The organism is Streptococcus sp. SP1 (genome assembly GCF_030440005.1).
Taxonomy (GTDB): Bacteria; Bacillota; Bacilli; order Lactobacillales; family Streptococcaceae; genus Streptococcus; species Streptococcus parasanguinis.
Window position 1 is genome coordinate 13,389 of record NZ_JAQFJJ010000005.1, and the last position, 22,159, is coordinate 35,547.

The 22,159-nt window shown below is 43.4% G+C and carries 24 protein-coding genes; 21 read left to right on the plus strand and 3 right to left on the minus strand.

The genetic code is table 11. The annotated features are described in order from the left end of the window. The 16 genes from atpF (at position 1) to PCY07_RS03730 (ending at position 14,908) form a co-directional block, all read left to right on the plus strand. Positions 1–495 (plus strand): F0F1 ATP synthase subunit B, encoded by a 495-nt coding sequence (atpF, locus tag PCY07_RS03655; protein ID WP_014713088.1) that lies wholly within the window; start codon positions 1–3, stop codon positions 493–495. Next, the gene (locus PCY07_RS03660) at positions 495–1,031 is read left to right on the plus strand and encodes a F0F1 ATP synthase subunit delta (RefSeq protein WP_301355309.1); all 537 of its coding nucleotides are present in this window, start codon (positions 495–497) and stop codon (positions 1,029–1,031) included. The genes atpF and PCY07_RS03660 overlap by 1 nt, the downstream gene beginning before the upstream one ends. 15 nt (positions 1,032–1,046) lie before the next feature. After that, positions 1,047–2,552: a F0F1 ATP synthase subunit alpha gene (gene atpA, locus PCY07_RS03665; protein ID WP_301355311.1), complete on the plus strand. Its 1,506-nt coding sequence runs from the start codon at positions 1,047–1,049 to the stop codon at positions 2,550–2,552. Positions 2,553–2,567: 15 nt separating this feature from the next. Continuing rightward, positions 2,568–3,449, plus strand: coding sequence for a F0F1 ATP synthase subunit gamma (locus PCY07_RS03670; protein ID WP_049504025.1), 882 nt, complete (start codon positions 2,568–2,570; stop codon positions 3,447–3,449). Positions 3,450–3,534: 85 nt separating this feature from the next. Then, entirely contained in the window at positions 3,535–4,941 is a 1,407-nt protein-coding gene (gene atpD, locus PCY07_RS03675; protein WP_003006453.1) for a F0F1 ATP synthase subunit beta, read from the plus strand. Positions 4,942–4,954: 13 nt separating this feature from the next. After that, a complete protein-coding gene (locus tag PCY07_RS03680; RefSeq protein ID WP_003002471.1) occupies positions 4,955–5,374 on the plus strand; it encodes a F0F1 ATP synthase subunit epsilon in 420 nt (139 codons plus the stop codon). A 97-nt stretch (positions 5,375–5,471) separates the two neighbouring features. Further along, positions 5,472–5,702, plus strand: coding sequence for a DUF1146 family protein (locus PCY07_RS03685; RefSeq protein ID WP_003017716.1), 231 nt, complete (start codon positions 5,472–5,474; stop codon positions 5,700–5,702). A 66-nt stretch (positions 5,703–5,768) separates the two neighbouring features. Further along, complete coding sequence (murA, locus tag PCY07_RS03690; protein ID WP_003017843.1) at positions 5,769–7,052, plus strand: UDP-N-acetylglucosamine 1-carboxyvinyltransferase; 1,284 nt, start codon at positions 5,769–5,771, stop codon at positions 7,050–7,052. Beyond that, the gene (locus PCY07_RS03695) at positions 7,042–7,230 is read left to right on the plus strand and encodes a DNA-directed RNA polymerase subunit beta (RefSeq protein WP_003006464.1); all 189 of its coding nucleotides are present in this window, start codon (positions 7,042–7,044) and stop codon (positions 7,228–7,230) included. The genes murA and PCY07_RS03695 overlap by 11 nt, the downstream gene beginning before the upstream one ends. Before the next feature lie 81 nt (positions 7,231–7,311). Next, positions 7,312–8,151 (plus strand): DNA/RNA non-specific endonuclease, encoded by an 840-nt coding sequence (locus PCY07_RS03700; RefSeq protein WP_301355317.1) that lies wholly within the window; start codon positions 7,312–7,314, stop codon positions 8,149–8,151. An 81-nt stretch (positions 8,152–8,232) separates the two neighbouring features. After that, positions 8,233–8,955 (plus strand): M57 family metalloprotease, encoded by a 723-nt coding sequence (locus tag PCY07_RS03705; RefSeq protein ID WP_003017757.1) that lies wholly within the window; start codon positions 8,233–8,235, stop codon positions 8,953–8,955. 104 nt (positions 8,956–9,059) lie between these two features. Then, positions 9,060–10,967: an ABC-F family ATP-binding cassette domain-containing protein gene (locus PCY07_RS03710; RefSeq protein ID WP_014713094.1), complete on the plus strand. Its 1,908-nt coding sequence runs from the start codon at positions 9,060–9,062 to the stop codon at positions 10,965–10,967. Between the two features lie 208 nt (positions 10,968–11,175). Continuing rightward, on the plus strand, positions 11,176–11,532 hold the full coding sequence (locus tag PCY07_RS03715) for a hypothetical protein (RefSeq protein WP_041826267.1): 357 nt from the start codon (positions 11,176–11,178) through the stop codon (positions 11,530–11,532). Positions 11,533–11,536: 4 nt separating this feature from the next. Then, a complete protein-coding gene (locus PCY07_RS03720; protein WP_014713096.1) occupies positions 11,537–12,412 on the plus strand; it encodes an XRE/MutR family transcriptional regulator in 876 nt (291 codons plus the stop codon). A 21-nt stretch (positions 12,413–12,433) separates the two neighbouring features. Beyond that, positions 12,434–13,612: an MFS transporter gene (locus PCY07_RS03725; protein WP_014713097.1), complete on the plus strand. Its 1,179-nt coding sequence runs from the start codon at positions 12,434–12,436 to the stop codon at positions 13,610–13,612. A 108-nt stretch (positions 13,613–13,720) separates the two neighbouring features. Continuing rightward, the gene (locus tag PCY07_RS03730) at positions 13,721–14,908 is read left to right on the plus strand and encodes an MFS transporter (RefSeq protein WP_301355320.1); all 1,188 of its coding nucleotides are present in this window, start codon (positions 13,721–13,723) and stop codon (positions 14,906–14,908) included. Positions 14,909–14,931: 23 nt separating this feature from the next. Here the strand turns inward: PCY07_RS03730 and PCY07_RS03735 are convergent, their stop codons facing one another. Genes PCY07_RS03735 through murT form a run of 3 tightly spaced genes read right to left on the minus strand, consistent with a single transcriptional unit; the run spans position 14,932 to position 17,352 of the window. Next, entirely contained in the window at positions 14,932–15,204 is a 273-nt protein-coding gene (locus PCY07_RS03735; RefSeq protein ID WP_014713099.1) for a lipopolysaccharide assembly protein LapA domain-containing protein, read from the minus strand. A gap of 25 nt (positions 15,205–15,229) precedes the next feature. After that, complete coding sequence (gene gatD, locus PCY07_RS03740) at positions 15,230–16,009, minus strand: lipid II isoglutaminyl synthase subunit GatD (protein WP_014713100.1); 780 nt, start codon at positions 16,007–16,009, stop codon at positions 15,230–15,232. Further along, positions 16,009–17,352, minus strand: coding sequence for a lipid II isoglutaminyl synthase subunit MurT (gene murT, locus PCY07_RS03745; RefSeq protein WP_014713101.1), 1,344 nt, complete (start codon positions 17,350–17,352; stop codon positions 16,009–16,011). The genes gatD and murT overlap by 1 nt, the downstream gene beginning before the upstream one ends. Before the next feature lie 103 nt (positions 17,353–17,455). Between murT and cdaA the strand changes: the two genes are divergently transcribed. From cdaA to obgE, 5 genes are all read left to right on the plus strand, one after another. After that, positions 17,456–18,304, plus strand: coding sequence for a diadenylate cyclase CdaA (gene cdaA, locus PCY07_RS03750; protein WP_049499304.1), 849 nt, complete (start codon positions 17,456–17,458; stop codon positions 18,302–18,304). Next, the gene (locus tag PCY07_RS03755; protein ID WP_195412096.1) at positions 18,301–19,050 is read left to right on the plus strand and encodes a CdaR family protein; all 750 of its coding nucleotides are present in this window, start codon (positions 18,301–18,303) and stop codon (positions 19,048–19,050) included. The genes cdaA and PCY07_RS03755 overlap by 4 nt, the downstream gene beginning before the upstream one ends. Before the next feature lie 23 nt (positions 19,051–19,073). After that, on the plus strand, positions 19,074–20,423 hold the full coding sequence (glmM, locus tag PCY07_RS03760) for a phosphoglucosamine mutase (RefSeq protein ID WP_301355324.1): 1,350 nt from the start codon (positions 19,074–19,076) through the stop codon (positions 20,421–20,423). 227 nt (positions 20,424–20,650) lie between these two features. Next, entirely contained in the window at positions 20,651–20,782 is a 132-nt protein-coding gene (locus PCY07_RS03765) for a DUF4044 domain-containing protein (protein ID WP_003011566.1), read from the plus strand. Positions 20,783–20,815: 33 nt separating this feature from the next. Then, the gene (obgE, locus tag PCY07_RS03770; protein ID WP_003017864.1) at positions 20,816–22,129 is read left to right on the plus strand and encodes a GTPase ObgE; all 1,314 of its coding nucleotides are present in this window, start codon (positions 20,816–20,818) and stop codon (positions 22,127–22,129) included. Positions 22,130–22,159: the final 30 nt, after the last annotated feature.

Genomic DNA, 22,159 nt, shown 5'->3' on the forward strand with positions numbered 1-22,159 from the left:
ATGCATGTATCAATGAGTGAAATTATTGGTAACTTTATTCTCATTGCTGGTTCCTTCCTATTATTAATCTTTTTAATAAAGAAATTTGCATGGAACAATATCAATGTAATTTTAGAAGCGCGTGCCAAAAAGATTACAGATGATATTGATGGAGCAGAATCAGCTCGTCAAAAAGCTGAGGAACTAGCAAGTAAACGTGAAGAAGAGTTGGCAGGTAGCCGCAAAGAAGCTGCGTCTATCGTCGAAAATGCAAAGGAAACTGCAGAAAAGAACAAATCTCAGATCCTTTCAGAAGCCACTCAAGAAGCAGTACGTTTGAAAGAAAAAGCGCAACAAGAAATTGCGCATAACAAAGAAGAAGCATTGAACAGTATCAAAGGCGATGTGGCAGATCTCACTGTCAATCTTGCCGGCAAATTGTTGAGTCAACAGCTGGATGCTGAAGGTCAACGCCAACTGATTGATCGCTATCTTGATGAATTAGGAGAAGCCTAATGGACAAAAAGCAACTGATGGTGATTGAGAAATATACCCAGCCTTTTGTTCAATTGGTCTTTGAAAAAGGAGAACAAGATCTTGTCTTTGAAAAATTGACCCAAATCAAGGGCATTTTTGAGGAGACTGGACTTGCTAACTTCTTAGCTCATATCGGTGTAGAGGATGAAGAGAAAGCAAAAAGTCTCAGACTTTTTCACCCCTCTGATTCACAATTACTCGACCATTTGATTGAAGTGGTTATTCTCAATCATCGTGAAGCCTTATTTTATGACATTGTAACGATTTGTTTGGATCAGATTCAACTGTTGAGCAACGCATTTGTCGTCACTGTTACGACAGTTGCTGGTTTGGATCCTGTTCAAGAGCAAAAGCTAGTACCCATTATCGAAAGAAAATTTGGGATTCAAGTTCGCTCAATCCAACAAAAGATCGATCCAGATTTAATTGGTGGCTTTGTCGTGACAGCCAATCATAAAACGTTGGATACCAGTCTCAAACACCAATTGCAAGTTATAAAATCTAAATTGAAATAGAAAGTGGTGTGAATTTTGGCGATTAACGCACAAGAAATCAGCGCTTTAATTAAGCAACAAATTGAAAATTTCAAGCCAAACTTTGACGTCACTGAGACAGGTGTTGTAACCTACATTGGTGACGGAATTGCCCGTGCTCATGGGCTTGAAAATGCCATGAGTGGTGAGTTGTTGATCTTTGAAAATGGCTCATACGGGATGGCCCAAAACTTAGAAACAACGGATGTCGGGATCATCATCTTGGGTGATTTCACGGATATTCGTGAAGGAGACTCTGTCCGTCGTACAGGTAAAATCATGGAAGTCCCTGCAGGGGATGCCTTGATTGGTCGGGTTGTCAACCCACTTGGCCAACCAGTAGATGGTTTAGGTGAGATTGTGACAGATAAATTCCGTCCAGTTGAAACACCAGCTCCTGGCGTTATGCAACGGAAATCTGTCTCAGAACCCCTACAAACTGGTTTGAAAGCTATTGATGCCCTTGTTCCAATCGGACGAGGTCAACGGGAATTGATTATCGGGGACCGTCAAACAGGGAAAACTTCGATTGCCATCGATACCATCTTGAACCAAAAGGGTCAAGACATGATCTGTATCTATGTGGCGATTGGTCAAAAAGAATCAACAGTTCGTACGCAAGTAGAAACTCTTCGTAAATACGGAGCCATGGATTATACGATTGTGGTAACCGCTTCGTCTTCCCAACCGTCTCCATTGCTCTACTTGGCACCTTATGCCGGGGTTGCCATGGCAGAAGAGTTCATGTATAACGGTAAACACGTTTTGATCGTCTATGATGATTTGTCAAAACAAGCCGTAGCCTACCGTGAATTGTCCCTTCTTCTTCGTCGTCCACCAGGACGTGAAGCCTTCCCAGGGGATGTCTTCTATCTCCACAGCCGTTTGTTGGAACGTTCAGCTAAAGTTTCAGATGAATTGGGTGGTGGCTCTATTACAGCTCTTCCAATCATTGAAACCCAAGCAGGAGATATTTCTGCTTATATCGCAACCAACGTGATTTCGATCACAGATGGACAAATCTTCTTGCAAGATAGTTTGTTCAATGCTGGTATTCGTCCGGCCATTGATGCAGGTTCTTCTGTATCCCGTGTAGGGGGAGCTGCCCAAATCAAGGCTATGAAGAAAGTTGCGGGTACTCTTCGTATCGACCTCGCTTCATACCGTGAATTGGAAGCCTTCACGAAATTTGGTAGTGACTTGGATGCTGCGACTCAAGCGAAATTGAACCGTGGCCGCCGAACAGTTGAAGTCTTGAAACAACCCGTTCATGAACCATTGACAGTTGAAAAACAAGTCGTGATCTTGTATGCCTTGACTCATGGTTTCTTAGATAGTGTTCCAGTAGACGATATTCTTCGTTTCCAAGAAGAGTTGTTTGATTACTTTGAAGCACATTATAATCAAATCTTTGAGACGATTCGTTCGACACATGATCTTCCAGCAGAAGAAGAACTGGATGCAGCCCTTACAGAATTTGTCAACCAGTCAAATTTCAAATAGAAATAGGAGTGGAAGATGGCAGTTTCATTAAATGATATAAAAAATAAAATTGCATCCACTAAAAATACTAGTCAAATTACCAATGCCATGCAGATGGTGTCTGCTGCTAAACTCGGAAAATCGGAGCAAGCAGCCAAGGATTTTCAGGTTTATGCTGCTAAGGTACGTAAGTTACTAACAGACTTGCTCCATGGACATGAAACAGAAAATGCTAAGTCCAATCCCATGTTGGTGAGTCGGCCGGTAAAAAAGACAGCTTATATCGTGATTACATCCGATCGTGGTTTGGTCGGAGGCTACAATGCCTCCATCCTTAAAACCATGATGGAAATGAAGGCAGAATACCATCCAACTGGAGATGACTTTGAAGTGATCTGTATTGGAAGTGTCGGGGCGGATTTCTTCCGTGCCCGTGGGATTCAGCCGGTTTATGAATTGCGTGGTTTGCCTGATCAACCTAGCTTTAAGGAAGTTCGTACGATCATTTCGAAAACAGTCCAAATGTATCAGGAAGGCTTGTTTGATGAGTTGTACGTCTGTTACAACCATCACGTCAACAGTTTGACTAGTCAAATGCGGGTAGAACAGATGCTTCCGATTATTGATTTGGACCCCAATGAAGCAGATGAGGATTATGTATTGAATCTAGAATTGGAATCTAGTCGAGATGCCATTTTGGATCAATTGCTCCCTCAATTTGCTGAAAGCATGATCTATGGTGCCATTATTGATGCTAAAACAGCTGAAAATGCTGCGGGGATGATGGCCATGCAAACTGCAACAGACAATGCCAAGAAAGTCATTGATGAATTAACGATTCAATACAACCGTGCTCGTCAAGCAGCGATTACACAAGAAATTACTGAAATCGTTGCTGGTGCTAGCGCCCTTGAATAGTTGTCGGATACAATTTTATATACAAAAACAGATGCTCGAAAAAGAACTTTTGAGCAGTAGAAATTACTTAGAATAGGAGAATGACATGAGTTTAGGCAAAATTTCTCAGGTCGTAGGTCCCGTCGTAGACGTTGCCTTTTCCGTTGGAGATAAACTTCCTGAGATCAATAATGCGCTTGTAGTCTATAAAAATGACCAACAAAAATCAAAAGTCGTTCTTGAAGTAGCTTTGGAACTTGGTGATGGGGTCGTACGGACCATTGCCATGGAATCAACTGATGGTTTAACACGTGGAATGGAAGTCTTGGACACTGGTCGTCCAATCTCTGTTCCTGTCGGAAAAGAAACCTTGGGACGTGTCTTCAATGTTCTTGGAGATACCATTGACTTGGATCAACCTTTTGCTGAGGATGCTCCTCGTGACTCCATCCACAAAAAAGCTCCATCCTTTGACGAGCTCTCTACTTCAGAAGAAATTCTTGAAACAGGGATCAAGGTTATTGACCTCTTAGCCCCTTATTTGAAAGGTGGGAAGGTCGGACTCTTCGGTGGTGCCGGAGTTGGGAAGACCGTCTTGATTCAAGAATTAATCCATAATATTGCCCAAGAACACGGTGGTATTTCTGTATTTACCGGTGTTGGGGAACGGACACGTGAAGGGAATGACCTTTACTGGGAAATGAAAGAATCTGGCGTTATTGAAAAAACAGCCATGGTCTTTGGACAAATGAATGAGCCACCTGGAGCACGGATGCGTGTTGCTTTGACTGGTTTGACCATTGCGGAATACTTCCGTGATGTCGAAGGTCAGGACGTTCTCTTGTTTATCGACAATATCTTCCGTTTCACACAAGCCGGATCTGAAGTATCAGCCCTTTTGGGACGGATGCCATCAGCCGTTGGTTACCAACCTACTTTGGCAACTGAAATGGGGCAATTGCAAGAACGGATTACGTCAACGAAGAAAGGTTCTGTTACATCCATCCAAGCCATCTATGTGCCAGCCGATGACTATACAGACCCAGCGCCAGCAACCGCCTTTGCCCACTTGGATTCAACCACCAACTTGGAACGTAAATTGGTACAATTGGGGATCTACCCTGCGGTGGACCCATTGGCATCAAGCTCACGTGCCCTTTCTCCAGAAATCGTAGGAGAAGAACACTACGCAGTAGCTTCTGAAGTCAAACGCGTCCTTCAACGTTACCATGAATTGCAAGATATCATTGCCATCTTAGGGATGGATGAATTGTCTGACGAAGAAAAGACCTTGGTTGCTCGTGCTCGCCGGATCCAATTCTTCTTGTCACAAAACTTCAACGTTGCGGAACAATTTACAGGTCAACCAGGTTCTTATGTACCGGTTGGAGAAACTGTTCGTGGCTTTAAAGAAATTTTGGATGGAAAATATGACCATCTTCCTGAAGATGCCTTCCGTGGTGTTGGATCGATCGAAGATGTGATCGCCAAAGCTGAAAAAATGGGATTCTAAGAAGAGGTGAAAGATGAGTCAAATGAACGTCCAAATCGTTACACCGGATGGACTGGTTTATGATCATCATGCCGCATTTGTATCTGTCAAGACAATTGATGGTGAATTAGGGATTTTACCTCATCATATCAATACCATTGCGGTTTTGGCTGTAGACCAAGTAAAGGTTCGTCGTGTCGACGATGACAAACATATTGATTGGATTGCAGTCAATGGGGGGATTATCGAAGTAGCTGATAATGTCATTACCATTGTTGCCGATTCTGCCGAACGTGCTCGAGATATCGACATTAGTCGTGCAGAACGTGCCAAACTGCGAGCTGAAAAAGCGATTGAAGAAGCCAAAGATCAGCATTCGGTTGATATGGAACGTCGTGCTAAAATTGCTCTTCAACGCGCCATTAACCGGATTAATGTCGGAAATCGTTTATAACATATTAAAAATAAGGTGGAGGTTTTGTCCTCACCTTATTTTTGTTGGGAGAGAATCAAAAGAAGAAAGTAAGGACCAAATATGGTATAATAGCTATATGATTCAAATGATTTTTAATCTTTCTAGCCATCTATTGTTTATCTTTTTTGCCTATTACCTATTGTTGAACCTAGTTCAATGGGAAAAGTTTTTAAAAGTAAGTGCTGAAAATGCGGTTAAAATCCGTTTTTTGATCTTAATGATCAGCGTTGGAATAGGGTTTCTAGCTAGCTCGTTTTTTATCAGTGTATATGAGATGAGTCGGCAGCTATTTATTGGAAATTTCTAACCACATTTTATAAAAAATATGGTATGATAGAAGTCGTGACTTTAAGAAATTGGAGATCGATCTCGTATGGAAAAAATAATCATTAATGGTGGTAATAATCGTCTGGTTGGAACTGTCAAAATCGAAGGAGCAAAAAATGCTGTTCTTCCTCTTCTTGCTGCAACAGTTTTGGCAAGTGAAGGGGTAACAACCTTGAAAAATGTACCTGTTTTATCAGATGTCTATACAATGAACAATGTTGTTCGTGGTTTGAATGCACAAGTAACCTTCAATGAAGAAGAAAATACAGTTGTCGTAGATGCACAAGAGAAATTGTCTGAGGAAGCTCCTTATAAATATGTGAGCAAGATGCGGGCTTCTATCGTTGTCTTGGGTCCTGTCTTGGCACGTAATGGTCATGCTAAGGTTTCCATGCCTGGAGGCTGTACGATCGGCAGTCGTCCGATTGACCTCCACCTGAAAGGTCTGGAAGCCATGGGGGCTGTAATTACCCAAACAGCTGGTTATATTGAAGCGAAAGCAGATCGTCTCAAGGGAGCACATATCTATATGGACTTCCCATCAGTAGGTGCGACTCAAAATATTATGATGGCCGCAACCTTGGCAGATGGGGTCACTGTGATTGAAAATGCTGCGCGAGAACCTGAAATTGTTGACCTAGCTCTCTTGCTGAATAAAATGGGAGCTAATGTCAAGGGAGCAGGAACTGAGACCTTGACCATCGTTGGTGTGGAGAGCTTGCACGGGGCAGACCACAATGTTGTGCAAGACCGTATTGAAGCAGGAACTTTTATGATTGGGGCAGCCATGACGGGTGGAGATGTCTTGATCGAAGATGCCATTTGGGAACACAACCGTCCGCTTCTGTCTAAGATGCAGGAGATGGGTGTGACGGTAACCGAAGAAGAAAATGGAATTCGGATTCAATCGGATATTAGTAAGCTTCGTCCAGTGACCGTTAAAACCCTTCCGTACCCAGGATTCCCAACGGACATGCAGGCTCAATTTACGGCTTTGATGGCTATGGCTAAGGGTGAGTCCACCATGATTGAAACAGTATTTGAGAATCGTTTCCAGCATTTAGAAGAAATGCGTCGGATGGGGGTTCATTCAGACATTATGCGGGATACAGCTCGAATCGTAGGAGGAGAAAGTCTCCAAGGGGCAGAGGTCATGTCGACTGATTTACGAGCGAGCGCAACCTTAGTCTTGATGGGCTTGGTGGCTGAAGGAGAGACAAAAGTCAGCAAATTAAGCCACTTAGACCGTGGTTATTATCAATTCCATGAGAAATTGGTGGCACTAGGTGCAGACGTGAAACGTGTAGAGGAAGCAGACGATGAAAACTAATCTTCGCTATGTTGGAAAACAGCTAGGAATTGTCCTCCTGTTGGCTGTGATTGGAATCATCATTTTTGCAGTTGGTTTGGTCATTGGCTATGGAGTGATTGGAGATGGAAAAAATCCATGGTCCATTCTCTCTCCGGATACTTGGTCAGAGATCATTGGAAAGCTAACAGGCAAATAAGATTTAAATAAAATTGAGTAAAAAGGAGAGCAGCGATCGGGTCAATGACCCATCTAGAGCTGCTCTTTTTTGGAGAGAGGAATGACAAAACAAATAGTAAGCAAACGAACCAAACAAACCCTAGCAGGCTTCGTGGTTGCAACAGCCTTAGCAATTGGTGGTTATTATTTTAATCAACCGTCGGTAAAAGAAGCGACGGATCAGGTTGTTTCCGTGGTGACTAGTAGCCAACAAGAAACACCCAGTAAAGAGTTAGCTAGCTCTGTACTAACGAAATCTGCCCATTCACAATTGGGGAATGACTTGGAATGGAACGGAGCTGGAGCCTTTGTAGTTAAGGGGAATCGAACAGATCTGGATGCCAGTGTGGCTAGTCAACCCTATGCGGATAACAAGACAAAAGAAGTGAATGGAAAGACCGTGCCGACGGTTGCGAACGCCATTATGACCAAGGCGACTCGCCAGTATAGAGATCGCAATGCAACAGGAAGTGGCCTAACCGAATGGAAACCTGCAGGTTGGCATCAGGTCCACAATCTGTCAGGCGAGTATGACCATGCAGTGGATCGAGGCCATCTATTGGGCTACGCCTTGATCGGCAATCTCAAAGGTTTCGATGCTTCGACAAGCAATCCCCAAAATATCGCCGTACAAACGGCTTGGTCCAATCAAGCCAATGATCCTCATTCCACTGGTCAAAACTACTATGAGACCCTGGTTCGAAAAGCACTGGATAAGAACAAGCGGGTTCGCTATCGGGTCACCTTGATCTACAACCAGCCAGAAGATTTGATTCCTTTAGGTTCTCAGATCGAAGCTAAATCGAGTGATGGAACCCTTGAGTTCAATGTCTTTATTCCCAATGTTCAAAGTGGGATTAGCCTGGATTATCAGACAGGCAAAGTAACCGTCCATCAATAAGCTAGAAAGCATGGCTATTTAAGTTATTTTTAAGAATGGGGTGTTACAATAGCATACCTTCTTTAAGAGAAAGGAGAATGTATGAGAACCATTTTTCGATTTTTCAGAGGAATCCTTCGTATAGCATGGAGTCTCTTTTGGGGATTTTTCTGGACCATTGCGATCAGTTTTCTCGTCCTAGTGGGGATCATCTATTTTACAGATTCTCCTAGTTCTGGTATGGATGGAGTTGGGCGAGCTGCCCAAAAGGTTGTTTATCAAGTCGGCAATTTGTTTGGTGATCAGGGCTTTGCATCGCGCTTTGGGATGACACCTAGTTCACAGACCACGCAGACGGACAATCATGAGCATAGTGGGGCTCGCTGGGAAAAAGCGGAGGCCACAGTCTACCTGGATCCCAATATCAGTCAAACTTTTGTAAAAGCTTATCGGGATGCTATTGAGGCTTGGAACCAAACAGGCGCCTTTACCTTCAAGTTGGTTACAAATGAAAAAGAGGCTAATGTGGTCTTGACGGAAATGGATAACGCATCGGTTTCTGCAGCAGGAGAGACTGCCTCTCAGACCAACCTCTTAACCAACCGCTTCACCCACATCACAGTGCGTCTCAATCGCCATTATCTTTTAAATTATGTCTATAACTATAGTTATGATCGGATTGTCAATACAGCTGAGCATGAGTTAGGCCATGCGATAGGGCTGGACCACACGGATGGAGAATCGGTCATGCAACCGGCCGGCTCTTTCTACAGTATTCAGGATACAGATGTGGAAGCAGTCCGACAATTATACAAGGAAGAATAAGTTTTAAAATACTTTCTAAAAGTTCTGAGCCTCAAGGGGCTCAGGATTTTTTTGATGGCTCGTCTTTCCTTGTTTAATCTGAAAAAAGATAGTAAAATAGGGACATGATTATTTTACAAGCCAACAAAATTGAACGCTCTTTTGCAGGGGAGGTTCTTTTTGATAATATCAGCCTGCAGGTGGATGAACGGGACCGGATTGCCTTGGTTGGAAAGAACGGAGCCGGTAAGTCTACCCTCTTAAAAATCTTGGTGGGAGAAGAAGAGCCGACTTCTGGGGAAATCAATAAAAAGCGGGATCTTTCTCTCTCCTATCTGGCCCAGGATAGCCGCTTTGAGTCGTCCAATACCATCTACGATGAGATGCTTCATGTCTTTGACGACCTCCGTAAAACGGAGAAAACTTTGCGGCAGATGGAGCTTGAGATGGGGGAAAAAACTGGGGCTGACTTAGAAAAGCTCATGCAGGATTATGACCGTTTATCGGAAGAATTCCGTCAAGCTGGTGGCTTTACCTATGAGGCAGATATCCGCGCTATTCTTAACGGCTTCAAGTTCGATGAGTCCATGTGGCAGATGAAGATTGAAGAGCTGTCTGGTGGGCAAAATACCCGTCTCGCTCTGGCCAAGATGCTCTTGGAAAAGCCAAATCTCTTGGTGTTGGATGAGCCAACCAACCACTTGGATATTGAGACCATCGCCTGGTTGGAAAATTACTTGGTTAATTATAGCGGAGCTCTTCTCATTGTCAGCCACGACCGGTATTTCCTAGACAAGGTCGCCACCATTACACTGGACTTGACCAAGCATTCCTTGGACCGCTATGTCGGCAATTACTCCAGCTTTGTCGAGCAAAAAGAACAAAAATTGCTGACCGAAGCCAAGAACTACGAGAAGCAACAAAAAGAAATCGCGGCGCTGGAAGATTTTGTTAATCGCAATTTGGTGAGGGCGTCGACTACCAAGCGAGCCCAGTCTCGACGCAAGCAGTTGGAAAAAATGGAGCGCTTAGATAAGCCTGAAGCTGGGACCAAGTCTGCCCATATGACCTTCCATTCCGATAAGACATCTGGAAATGTCGTCCTGACAGTAGAAGAGGCAGCCGTCGGCTATGACGATCAAATCCTCTCAGAGCCTATTAATTTGGATATCCGCAAGATGAATGCAGTCGCTATTGTGGGACCAAATGGGATCGGGAAATCGACCTTAATCAAGTCTATTGTCGGACAGATTCCTTTTATCAAGGGGGAAGCCCGTTTTGGGGCCAATGTCGAGGTGGGCTACTATGACCAGACCCAAAGTAAACTAACGCCTCACAACAGTGTCTTGGATGAGCTCTGGAATGACTTTAAACTGACGCCAGAAGTGGAAATTCGCAATCGCCTGGGAGCCTTTCTTTTCTCTGGGGATGATGTTAAGAAAACCGTCGGCATGCTGTCAGGTGGAGAGCGGGCCCGCTTGCTTCTAGCCAAGCTGTCTATGGAAAATAACAATTTCTTGATTCTCGACGAGCCGACCAACCACTTGGATATCGATAGCAAGGAAGTGCTGGAGAATGCCTTAATTGATTTTGACGGCACCTTGCTCTTTGTCAGCCACGACCGTTACTTTATCAATCGGGTTGCTACACAAGTTTTGGAACTCTCAGAAGAGGGCTCAACTCTTTATCTAGGAGACTACGATTATTATCTGGAGAAAAAAGCTGAGTTAGAGGCTCTTGCTGCAGCGAAAGCAGAAGCCGTGTCTGTCTCTTCGACCGAAGAAGTCACCAGCAATGACTATCACCTGCAAAAGCAAAACCAGAAGGAACTCCGGAAAATCACTCGTCGTATTGAGCAATTGGAAGCAGAGATGGAAGAGCTGGATCAAAAAATCCAAGACATCACCGAAACCATGCATAGCACCAACGATGCAGCTGACTTGGTCCAACTCCAGAGCGAGCTGGATCAACTGACTGTCCAGCAGGAAGCAGTCATGGAAGAGTGGGCAGAACTGTCAGAGCAGGTGGAATAGATGGAAGATCTTGGAAAAGTTTTTCGCGAATTTCGAATCAGTAAGAATTATTCGTTAAAAGAAGCTGCAGGCCATCAATGAACCCGGCGAACTCATGGAGAGCCAGTAGCAAATCGACCAGCTGACTGTCGCCCAAGAAGAAGCCATGCTAGAATGGGAAGAACTAGCGCAGTAAGTATAGTTTTCTAATTTGTATAAGGAGAACATTATGGCGACTGAAAATGATTGGTTTATGAAGCAGGTTAAAGGTGTAGCCGACATGATTGGTACAACTTTGCGCCTACAGATTCAGAATTTAGATTTGGGGCAGTATGAGGATGAGGAAGGAAGACTCATCAACGGGGCTCACTATCTTCAGCAAGTTCTAGAAGAGCAGCGCTTTGCAGAGGCCATTTCTTTTGTTGAAGAGCAGATGAAACGCCTACCTCTTCATCAGTATGATCTATTGGTTGATTGGCTGATTTCCTACCTAAGACAATTAGATGTTTCCGTGAAAGAAGATCAAGGATTCTACGAAGGGTACTTGCAAGAGTTAGAAAGGCACTTAAAGGAATTTAAGTGGTAATCAAATGGAAGATCTTGGAAAAGTTTTTCGTGAATTTCGAATTAGTAAAAATTTTTCATTGAAAGAAGCTGCAGGAGAAGCTTGCTCGACCTCCCAATTATCCCGTTTTGAATTGGGAGAGTCGGATCTGGCTGCTTCACGCTTCTTTGACATTTTGGACAATATCCATGTGACGATTGAGAATTTTATGGATAAGGCCAGAAATTTTCAACACCATGAGCATGTCGCCTTAATGGCTCAGTTGGTTCCTCTTTATTACGCCAATGATATTGCAGGTTTTCAAAAACTTCAAGAGGAGGAACTTGAAAAAGCTAAGAGTTCGACCAATCCCCTCTATTTTGAGCTGAACTGGATCCTGCTACAAGGCCTCATTTGCCAGAGAGATGCAAACTTCTCGATGAAGCAGCCTGATCTGGACAAGGTGGCAGATTATCTCTTTCAAACGGAAGAGTGGACCATGTATGAGTTGATCCTCTTTGGCAATCTCTACAGCTTTTATGAGGTGGACTATGTTACACGGCTTGGGAGAGAAGTGATGGAGCGCGAGGATTTCTACAAAGAAATTGGTCGCCATCGAAAACTGGTCTTAATTCTAGCCCTGAATTGTTACCAGCATTGTTTAGAACACCGTTCTTTTGAAAATGCCAGCTATTTTGAAGCCTATGTAGAAAAGATTATCGGGAAGAGCATCAAGCTCTACGAACGCAATATCTTTCATTATCTCAAGGGATTTGCCCTCTATCAGAAGGGGCAAACAGAAAAAGGGTGGCAGCAAATGCAGGAAGCCATGCATATTTTTGACGTGCTAGGACTGCCGGAGCAGGTGGCCTATTATCAAGAACACTTTGATAAATTTGTAAAAAATGAATGTTATAAATAGGACAGTGATAAAGGAGATTTTATGAACCGACATGCGGTCCAATTAATTAGTCGTGGAGCTATTAACAAAATTGGAAATATGCTCTATGACTATGGAAATAGTGTCTGGCTGGCTTCGATGGGGACTATAGGAAAGACGGTATTAGGGATCTATCAAATTTCTGAATTAGTGACAGGGATTCTCGTGAATCCTTTTGGAGGAGTGATTTCAGACCGTTTTTCTCGTCGCAAGATTTTGATGACGACCGACCTGGTTTGTGGACTCCTTTGTTTGGCGATTTCTTTTATCACAAATGATAGCTTGATGATTGCGGCTCTTATTTTTGCCAATATTGTTCAGGCCATTGCCTTTGGTTTTTCTCGACCTGCCAATAAAGCCATTATTACCGAGGTAGTAGAGAAAGACGAGATTGTGACCTATAACGCTCACTTGGAGTTAGTCTTACAGGTTGTTAGTGTCTGTTCACCTGTTTTTTCTTTCCTAGTTCTACAATTTGCCAGTCTTCATATGACCCTCTTATTAGATGCACTGACCTTTTTCATTGCTTTTGTCCTAGTGGCTTTCCTTCCGAAAGAAGAAGCTAAGGTTCAAGAGAGGAAACAGTTTACCGGGAAAGATATTTTTTCTGATATCAAGGATGGGTTAGACTATATCTGGCATCAGAAAGAGATTTTCTTTCTCTTGTTGGTGGCTTCTAGCGTCAATTTCTTTTTTGCAGCTTTTGAGTTTTTACTTCCCTTCTCGAATCGTCTATACGGGGTTAAAGGAGCTTATGCGACTATTTTAACGCTGGGAGCTATTGGATCTATTCTAGGAGCGCTTGTTGCCAATAAAATGAAATCAAGTATGAAAATTCTCCTGTTTTTACTGATCATGGCAGGGGTCGGAGTGTTCATAATGGGCTTGCCCCTTCCGCCTTATCTTTCATTTTCAGGAAATCTGGTCTGTGAATTTTTTGTGACCATTTTCGACATCCACGTTTTTACCCAAGTACAAACCAAGGTGGAAGATGATTATCTGGGGAGAGTCTTGAGCACAATTTATACTTTGGCTGTTCTCTTTATGCCCATCGCCAAGGGTTTGATGACTTGGTTGCCAAGCGTCCGCATGGAATCATTTCTTTTTATTGGAGCTGGAGTTATTCTCTTTTCACTCTTGGCTCAGCTAGTAGCTAAGCAGCTTCAATCAAAAGAACAGTAGGGATCCTTTGATAAATTTGTAAACCGTTATTTTTCCCAAATAGGGGACAAAATGAAAACCTCTTTCATGAACTGATACAATAGTTTCAGAAAATGAAGGAGGTTTTTTATGAATCGACATGCTATCCAGTTGATTGCTCGTGGAGCGATCAATCGAATGGGAAATATGCTCTATGACTATGGGAACAGTGTTTGGCTGGCCTCGATGGGGACGGTGGGAAAAACGGTATTAGGGATTTATCAGATTTCTGAACTTGTCACCTCCATTCTAGTCAATCCATTTGGTGGCGTGATCTCAGACCGTTTTTCCCGTCGCAAGATTTTGATGACAACCGACTTGGTTTGTGGTCTCCTTTGTTTGGGCATTTCCTTTATCACAAATGATAGCTTGATGATTGCAGCCCTGATTTTTGCCAATATTGTCCAGGCCATTGCCTTTGCATTTTCTCGTACGGCTAATAAAGCCATTATCACAGAAGTTGTAGAGAAGGACGAGATTGTGACCTATAATGCCCACTTGGAGTTGGTCTTACAGGTTGTTGGTGTCAGCTCTCCTGTGTTCTCTTTCCTTGTTTTACAATTTGCCAGTCTCCATGCGACCCTCTTACTGGATGCGCTAACTTTTTTCATCGCCTTTATTCTGGTGGCATTCCTTCCGAAAGAAGAAGCCAAGGTTCAGGAAAAGAAACGGTTTACGGGAAAAGATATTTTTTCGGATATGAAAGATGGACTAGACTATATCTGGCATCAGAAAGAGATTTTCTTTCTCTTGTTTGTGGCTTCCAGCGTCAATTTCTTTTTTGTAGCTTTTGAGTTTTTACTCCCCTTTTCCAATCGCCTTTACGGGGTTAAAGGAGCTTATGCGACTATTTTAACGCTAGGAGCTATTGGCTCCATCATCGGAGCCTTGATCGCCAATAAATTTAAATCAAGCATGAAGATGCTTCTCTTCTTATTGATTTTAACAGGAGTAGGAGTCTTCATGATGGGCTTGCCCCTTCCGCCTCTTCTTTCTTTTTCTGGAAATTTGGTCTGTGAACTCTTTATGACAATTTTTAACATTCACTTTTTTACCCAGGTTCAAACCAAGGTAGAAGGAGACTATCTGGGACGGGTCTTAAGTACCATTTTTACCTTAGCCATTCTCTTTATGCCCGTAGCTAAAGGCTTGATGACCTGGTTACCAAGCGTCCGTGTAGAATCTTTTCTCCTGATAGGAGCTGGTGTCATTCTCTTTTCACTCCTAGCTCAAGTAGTCGCCAAGAAATTGCAAGCAAAAGAAGGTACATCAGCATGAAAAAAGCACCAATCGGTGCTTTTTTAGTCTTTTATTTCTTCTTTTGCCATTTTTTGTCCTAACTGCTTTTTGGCTGACTTGAGTTCATTTTTTAGTGAAAAGTCTTTTGGGAGGCTGACCAAGAAGGTGACCAAGGAACCCAACAAGACACAGATTAAGATCAAAATAATTAATGGCAGTTTGAATTGGACCAGTAGAAAATTTACCGTCACAGTCTGCATATTGGCTAGTGAAATGATCGCAATCAATAAAATGGATATCAAAAGTGCTACATATTGAACTTTCTTTTTCGTCATTTGTATCTCCTCATAAATGGTGGCTTTATTCAGCCTTGCTTTTCACATCAGCGTACTCTTCCGGCTGCTCTAGGCTTAGAATCTCTTCATAAGACGGTAGGGAAAGGTCCTTGCCATATTTATTTTTTAGGGCAGTGCTCACTAGGCGGTAGGCCAAATTGGCATTTCGAGATAAGATAGGACCGTGGAAGTAGCTGCCAAAGACGTTCTTATAATGAACCCCTTCGCATCCATCTTCTTTGTTGTTCCCATTTCCATAGACGACCTTACCCAGCGGTTTTTCATCCTCCGCCAAGAAGGTCCGACCTTGGTGGTTCTCAAAACCATAATAGGTTTCGTTAAATTCTTCGTTATGGATTTTGATATCACCGATATAGCGGTTGTTGACTTGGTTGAGCGTATAGTGGCCCATGATACCAAGTCCCTCAATGCGTTTGCCAGAAGCTTCAATGTAGTATTGGCCTAGAAGCTGAAAGCCACCACAGATAGCCAGGACCACGCCATTGTCATGAATGAAGCGTTCGAGGTCTTCTTTTTTATCTGGTAGATCCTCGGATACAATGGTCTGTTCGTAGTCTTGCCCGCCGCCGAAAAAGGCGATATCGTAGGCATCAGGGTCGAACCGATCTTTGAGAGAGACGATATCAACAGTGACATGAGCTCCAAGCTTTTCCGCAACGTACTTGAGCATGAGGATATTCCCATTGTCCCCATAAGTATTCATTAAGTTGCCATAGAGATGGGCAATGCGCAGGCTGTAGGGATACTGTGCCTGATCAGAAGATTCTAGGGAAGTATAAGTCATTAGTGCATCTCCTTTTCAATCAGGTGTTCTTGGGCCAAGAGTTCACGGAATTCTAGCATGGCTGTATAGGTAGCTAAAATGTAAGCGTGAGGGGTTTCCTGTTGCTTGATGCGGTGGAAAACCTCTTTTAATTCAGCCATTTCTGTGATCTTTTCAGCAGGATAGCCAGTGACCCGAAGCCGCCGAGCAATCTCAGAGTGGCGCACTCCGCCAGCATTGATCTCTGGAATGTCCATCTGGGTGATTTGCTCAAAGTCTGCATCCCAAATCCAGCTTGTATCGATTCCGTCTGCATAATTCGCATTGAGGAGAACCGACAAGCTAAAGGGATAAGGGGCTAGTTTGATCATTTCAATGGCTTGGGTCGCACCAACCGGATTTTTAATCAGGACCAAGGTACATTCCTTATCCCCAATCTTAAAGGTTTCCTGGCGACCAAAGACAGCGCGACTGCGATCAAATCCTTGCTTAATCACTTCAGGTTGTACTCCAAAGAATCCAGCAACAGAGACAGCTGCTAAGGCATTGTAGATGTTGTATAGACCACCGATATTGATGTGGTAATCTTGCCCTTGGATCCGGAAGTTGGAAGATCGATGGGTTAAAGAGAGGAGGTCTGATACGGCATAGGTCAGTGGTGGCCGGTGGAAACCACAGTGCTCACAGATATAATCTCCCAGGTTAGCATAGGTATTGAGCTTGTACTTGAGGATGTTGTGGCAATGCGGGCACAGGATTCCTTCTGTATTGTAATGGGCTAGTTGAGGCTCTGATTTTTCTGTATCAAATCCATAATATTGGATCGGATTGGATAAGGTCTGACTATTAAAGAGCGGACTATCTCCATTTAACAGAACCGTCGCAGTTGGGACCTTGTGAATGGCATCCAAAATCATTTGGTAGGTCGTATAGATCTCTCCATAGCGGTCCATCTGATCTCGGAAAATATTGGTGACCACAAAAAGTCTGGGCTTAATATAATCACAAATCCGAGAGAGGCTGGCCTCGTCAATTTCAAGTACCGCGATCGGTCGATTTGATTTCGAATGCTTAGCCCGTAAGAAGGTCGTTGTAATTCCAGAGATCATATTGGCCCCACTTGGATTGGTTAAAATCGGTCCAAAAGCTTCTTGGAGAATACCTACGGTTAGTGCAGTGGTCAGGGTTTTTCCGTTTGTCCCTGTAATCACAACAATCTCATAGTTTTTGGCCAGTTGACTGAGAATATCTTTATCAAATTTGAGGGCTACTTTACCTGGTAGGGTTGATCCCCGCCCCATTTTTTCTAGAATAGAGCCGGAAAGCTTTCCTGCCAGAAGGCCCAAGGTTGTATTTATCTTCATAAATCATATTTTATCATAAAAAGCATCAGAAGGTTACAGAAAAATCTGTTGAAACATGTTATAATAAGGTGATGTCTTTTAGAGAAGTGGTAGGTATGAGAATATGAATATTCAACAGTTTACAAATCCACAATTTTGGACCAGTTTGTTCCCGAATTGGTGGAGTATTATTATCAATATCATTGATATTGCCCTGGTGGCTTGGTTGTTGTATTTTTTGATCAAGGCCATCGTCGGGACCAAGATCATGATTTTGGTTCGTGGAGTTATTATCTTTTTCTTGGTGCAGTTTTTAGCCAATTTCTTAGGGCTCACGACTATTTCATGGCTGATCAATCAAGTGATTACTTATGGGGTTATCGCCCTGGTTGTGATTTTCTCCCCTGAGATTCGGATTGGTTTAGAGCGTCTGGGTCGGGCGACAGAATTCTTTACGACGAGTGAAGTCAGTCAGGAAGAGAAGATGGTGCAGGCCTATGTTAAGGCAGTGGCTTATATGAGCCCACGTAAGATTGGTGCCTTGGTAGCTATTCAAGGAGCTAGAACCCTTCAGGAATATATTTCCACAGGGATTCCTCTAGATGCAGATATTTCAGGAGAATTGCTGATTAATATCTTCATTCCTAATACGCCCTTGCATGATGGAGCCGTCATTGTCCGCAATGACAAAATCGCTGTTTCTTGTGCTTATCTACCCTTGACTGAAAACACTGAGATTTCAAAAGAGTTTGGAACGCGTCACCGTGCAGCCATTGGCTTGTCTGAAGTCTCTGATGCTTTTACATTTGTGGTATCAGAAGAAACGGGTGGCATCTCTGTGACCTACAACGGAACCTTCCGTCATGATTTAACTTTAGAAGAGTTTGAGACGGAATTGAGAGCCTTCTTGGTTCCTGAAGAGAATAAAACGAGTAGTTGGAAAGAGCGTCTATTTGGGAGGGTGACAAAATGAGATCGAAAAAAGAATTTCTTTATGTTTTCGCCTCCGTCTTATTGTCCTTTATCTTATTTATCAATGCGTCTTCCTTTAATTTTCAAAATAATAGTAGCGCAAGACAAGTGAGTTCAGAGACCTATACCAATACCTTGACCAATATTCCAATTGATGCCAAGTACAATGACAAGACATATTTTGTCAGTGGTTTAACATCAGAGGTAACGGTCTTTCTGAAAGGTTCAAATCGGGTTGCCCTTGCTAGTGAGATGCAACCGGGCACTCGGAAGTTTCGAGTGGTGGCTGATCTTCGTAAGGCCAAGGAAGGTACCGTCGAAGTACCTTTGATTATAGAAGATCTTCCAGCCGGTTTGACAGCAACTGTAGAGCCTCAGAAAGTTTCAGTAAAAATCGGGAAGAAAGCGAAAAAATCATTTGCTGTCAGGGCTACGATCCCGGACAATCAAATTGTGGATGGGATAACAGTAACGGATATTTCTCTTGAAACCACCAAGGTAGAAGTGACCAGTGATCAAGAAACCTTAAGTCGCATTGATCATGTCGAAGCTGTCTTTCCATCCAGTGAGATCATTAGTGGAAATTATAGTGGAACCATTTCCTTAAATGCAGTGGATGCCCAAGGAAATGTTCTACCAGGTCTGGTCAAGCCGAGTGAAACACGGATTAAAGTGACCACAAAGAGTAGCTCGTCTACGTCAAGCTCTAGCAGTTCGTCGTCGACCTCTTCCAGTTCAAGTAATTAGAAAGTAAAAAAAGGTAATTAAGAATGGGTAAATATTTTGGAACGGACGGTGTCCGTGGAGAAGCAAATGTAGAATTAACGCCAGAATTGGCCTTTAAATTAGGCCGTTTCGGTGGCTATGTGTTGAGCCAACATGAAGAAGAAACGCCCTTGGTATTTGTTGGACGTGATACGCGTATTTCTGGTGAAATGCTGGAGCATGCCTTAATTGCTGGCCTCTTATCTGTTGGAATTCGTGTCTACAAGTTGGGTGTGATTGCAACACCAGGTGTTGCTTACCTAGTTCGTACGGAAAAAGCCAGCGCCGGAGTTATGATTTCTGCTAGCCACAATCCAGCCTTGGACAATGGCATCAAATTCTTTGGTGGTGATGGCTTCAAATTGGATGATGATCGCGAACTTGAAATTGAAGACTTGCTTGATGCGGCTGAAGATACGCTTCCACGTCCAAGTGCCCAAGGTTTAGGAACGGTCATGGAATATCCAGAAGGCTTGCGTAAGTATCAAGAATTCCTTGTATCGACAGGCGTTCAACTCGAGGGCATGCACGTAGTCTTAGATACAGCAAATGGAGCAGCCTCTACTAGTGCTCGTCAAATCTTTGCAGATTTGGGAGCTCAATTGACCGTCATCGGTGAAAACCCAGATGGTTTGAACATCAATGATGGGGTTGGTTCTACTCACCCAGAGCATTTGCAGGAGAAAGTGAAAGAAGTAGGTGCAGCGATTGGTCTTGCCTTTGACGGAGACAGCGATCGCTTGATTGCTGTTGATGAAAATGGAGAGATCGTAGATGGAGATAAGATCATGTACATCATCGGTTCTTATCTTTCAAGCAAGGGCTTGCTCGAAAAAAATACGATCGTCACAACCGTCATGTCCAATCTCGGCTTCCACAAGGCATTAGATGCGAAGGGAATTCAAAAAGAAATCACAGCTGTCGGAGACCGTTATGTGGTCGAAGAAATGCGCAAGTCTGGTTACAATCTGGGTGGTGAACAATCTGGTCACGTAGTCATCATGGATTACAACACAACTGGTGATGGTCAATTAACAGGAGTTCAATTGACTAAAATCATGCAAGAAACTGGCAAGAAATTATCTGAATTGGCTGCTGAAGTGACCATTTATCCACAAAAACTGGTCAATATCCGGGTTGAAAATAGCATGAAAGACAAGGCGATGGAAGTGCCTGCCATTCGTGAAATCATTGAAAAAATGGAGGCGGAAATGGCAGGAAATGGTCGCATCCTTGTGCGTCCAAGTGGAACGGAACCCCTCCTTCGTGTGATGGCAGAAGCACCAACCCATGAAGAAGTGGACTACTATGTGGATACCATTGCTACAGTTGTCCAAGCAGAAATTGGACTATAAAGTCTAGGTGTGAGCTTTGTGTGTTCATAAAGTCGGTACTCATAGACGTAGCCATTCCTATTAATCCTGCCTATGAGCTTTTAAACGGTTTGTTCATGGAAAAACACACCTAAAGATAAAAAGAGATCAGACTTCTGTCTGGTCTTTTTGTGTAGGCTCGATTTGAAAAATCCCCTATTTCGTGGTAAAATAGGGCTAATGAATTTATAGTAATCGAGGTATTAGAAGTGGCTTTTGGAGATAACGGAAAACGTAAAAAAACACCATTTGAAATGATCACGATGGTTGTTATTGTGATTATGTTGATTGTAACGGTTGGTGCAATTTTTGCAACCGCAATTGGTGCTCTTTCTTATTAAGACGCACACAGAAATAAAGGAAATCATCTATTTATGAGTATGTTTTTAGATACAGCCAAGATTAAGGTCAAGGCTGGAAATGGTGGCGATGGCATGGTGGCCTTTCGCCGTGAAAAATATGTCCCTAATGGCGGACCTTGGGGTGGTGATGGAGGTCGTGGAGGCAACGTCATCTTCGTAGTAGACGAAGGCTTGCGCACTCTGATGGACTTTCGTTATAACCGGCATTTCAAAGCCCAAAATGGGGAAAAAGGAATGACCAAAGGGATGCACGGACGGGGAGCAGAAGATCTCTATGTACGAGTCCCTCAAGGAACGACAGTCCGAGATGCTGAGAATGGCAAGGTCATTACAGACCTGGTTGAAAATGGACAAGAGTACATTGTCGCACACGGTGGCCGTGGCGGACGTGGAAATATTCGTTTTGCCACTCCAAAGAATCCAGCTCCAGAGATTTCTGAGAATGGGGAACCTGGTCAGGAACGCGAACTCGAATTAGAACTCAAGGTCTTGGCAGACGTTGGTTTGGTTGGCTTCCCTTCTGTTGGAAAATCAACCCTTCTCAGTGTGATCACTTCAGCCAAACCAAAGATTGGAGCTTATCATTTCACTACCATCGTTCCAAATTTGGGAATGGTTCGGACGCCATCAGGTGAATCCTTTGCAGTCGCTGACCTTCCTGGATTGATTGAGGGAGCTAGCCAAGGAGTCGGACTAGGAACCCAGTTCCTTCGCCACATCGAGCGCACCCGTGTTATCTTGCATGTTATTGATATGTCAGCGAGTGAAGGACGCGACCCTTATGAAGACTACGTTCAAATTAATAAAGAGCTTGAAACCTACAATCTTCGTTTGATGGAACGTCCTCAGATTATCGTGGCAAATAAGATGGATATGCCAGAGAGCCAAGAAAACTTGAAAGAATTCAAGAAGAAATTGGCAGCCAATTACGATGAGTTTGATGAATTGCCACAGATCTTCCCGATCTCTAGTTTGGCGCATCAAGGTTTGGACAACTTGTTAGAAGCAACGGCAGAATTGTTAGACAAAACGCCAGAATTCCTCTTGTATTCAGAAGACGAAATGGCCCAAGAAGAAGTCTACTATGGCTTTGATGAAGACCAGCCAGCCTTTGACATCAGTCGGGATGACGATGCTGCTTGGGTCTTGTCTGGTGAAAAACTTGAAAAACTCTTTAATATGACGAATTTCGATCGTGATGAAGCGGTCATGAAATTTGCTCGTCAATTGCGTGGCATGGGTGTTGATGAAGCCCTTCGTGCGCGTGGGGCAAAAGATGGCGATATCGTCCGGATCGGTAAATTTGAATTTGAGTTTGTAGATTAAGATAGATCCCCAGTGGATCAAGGATTCCAA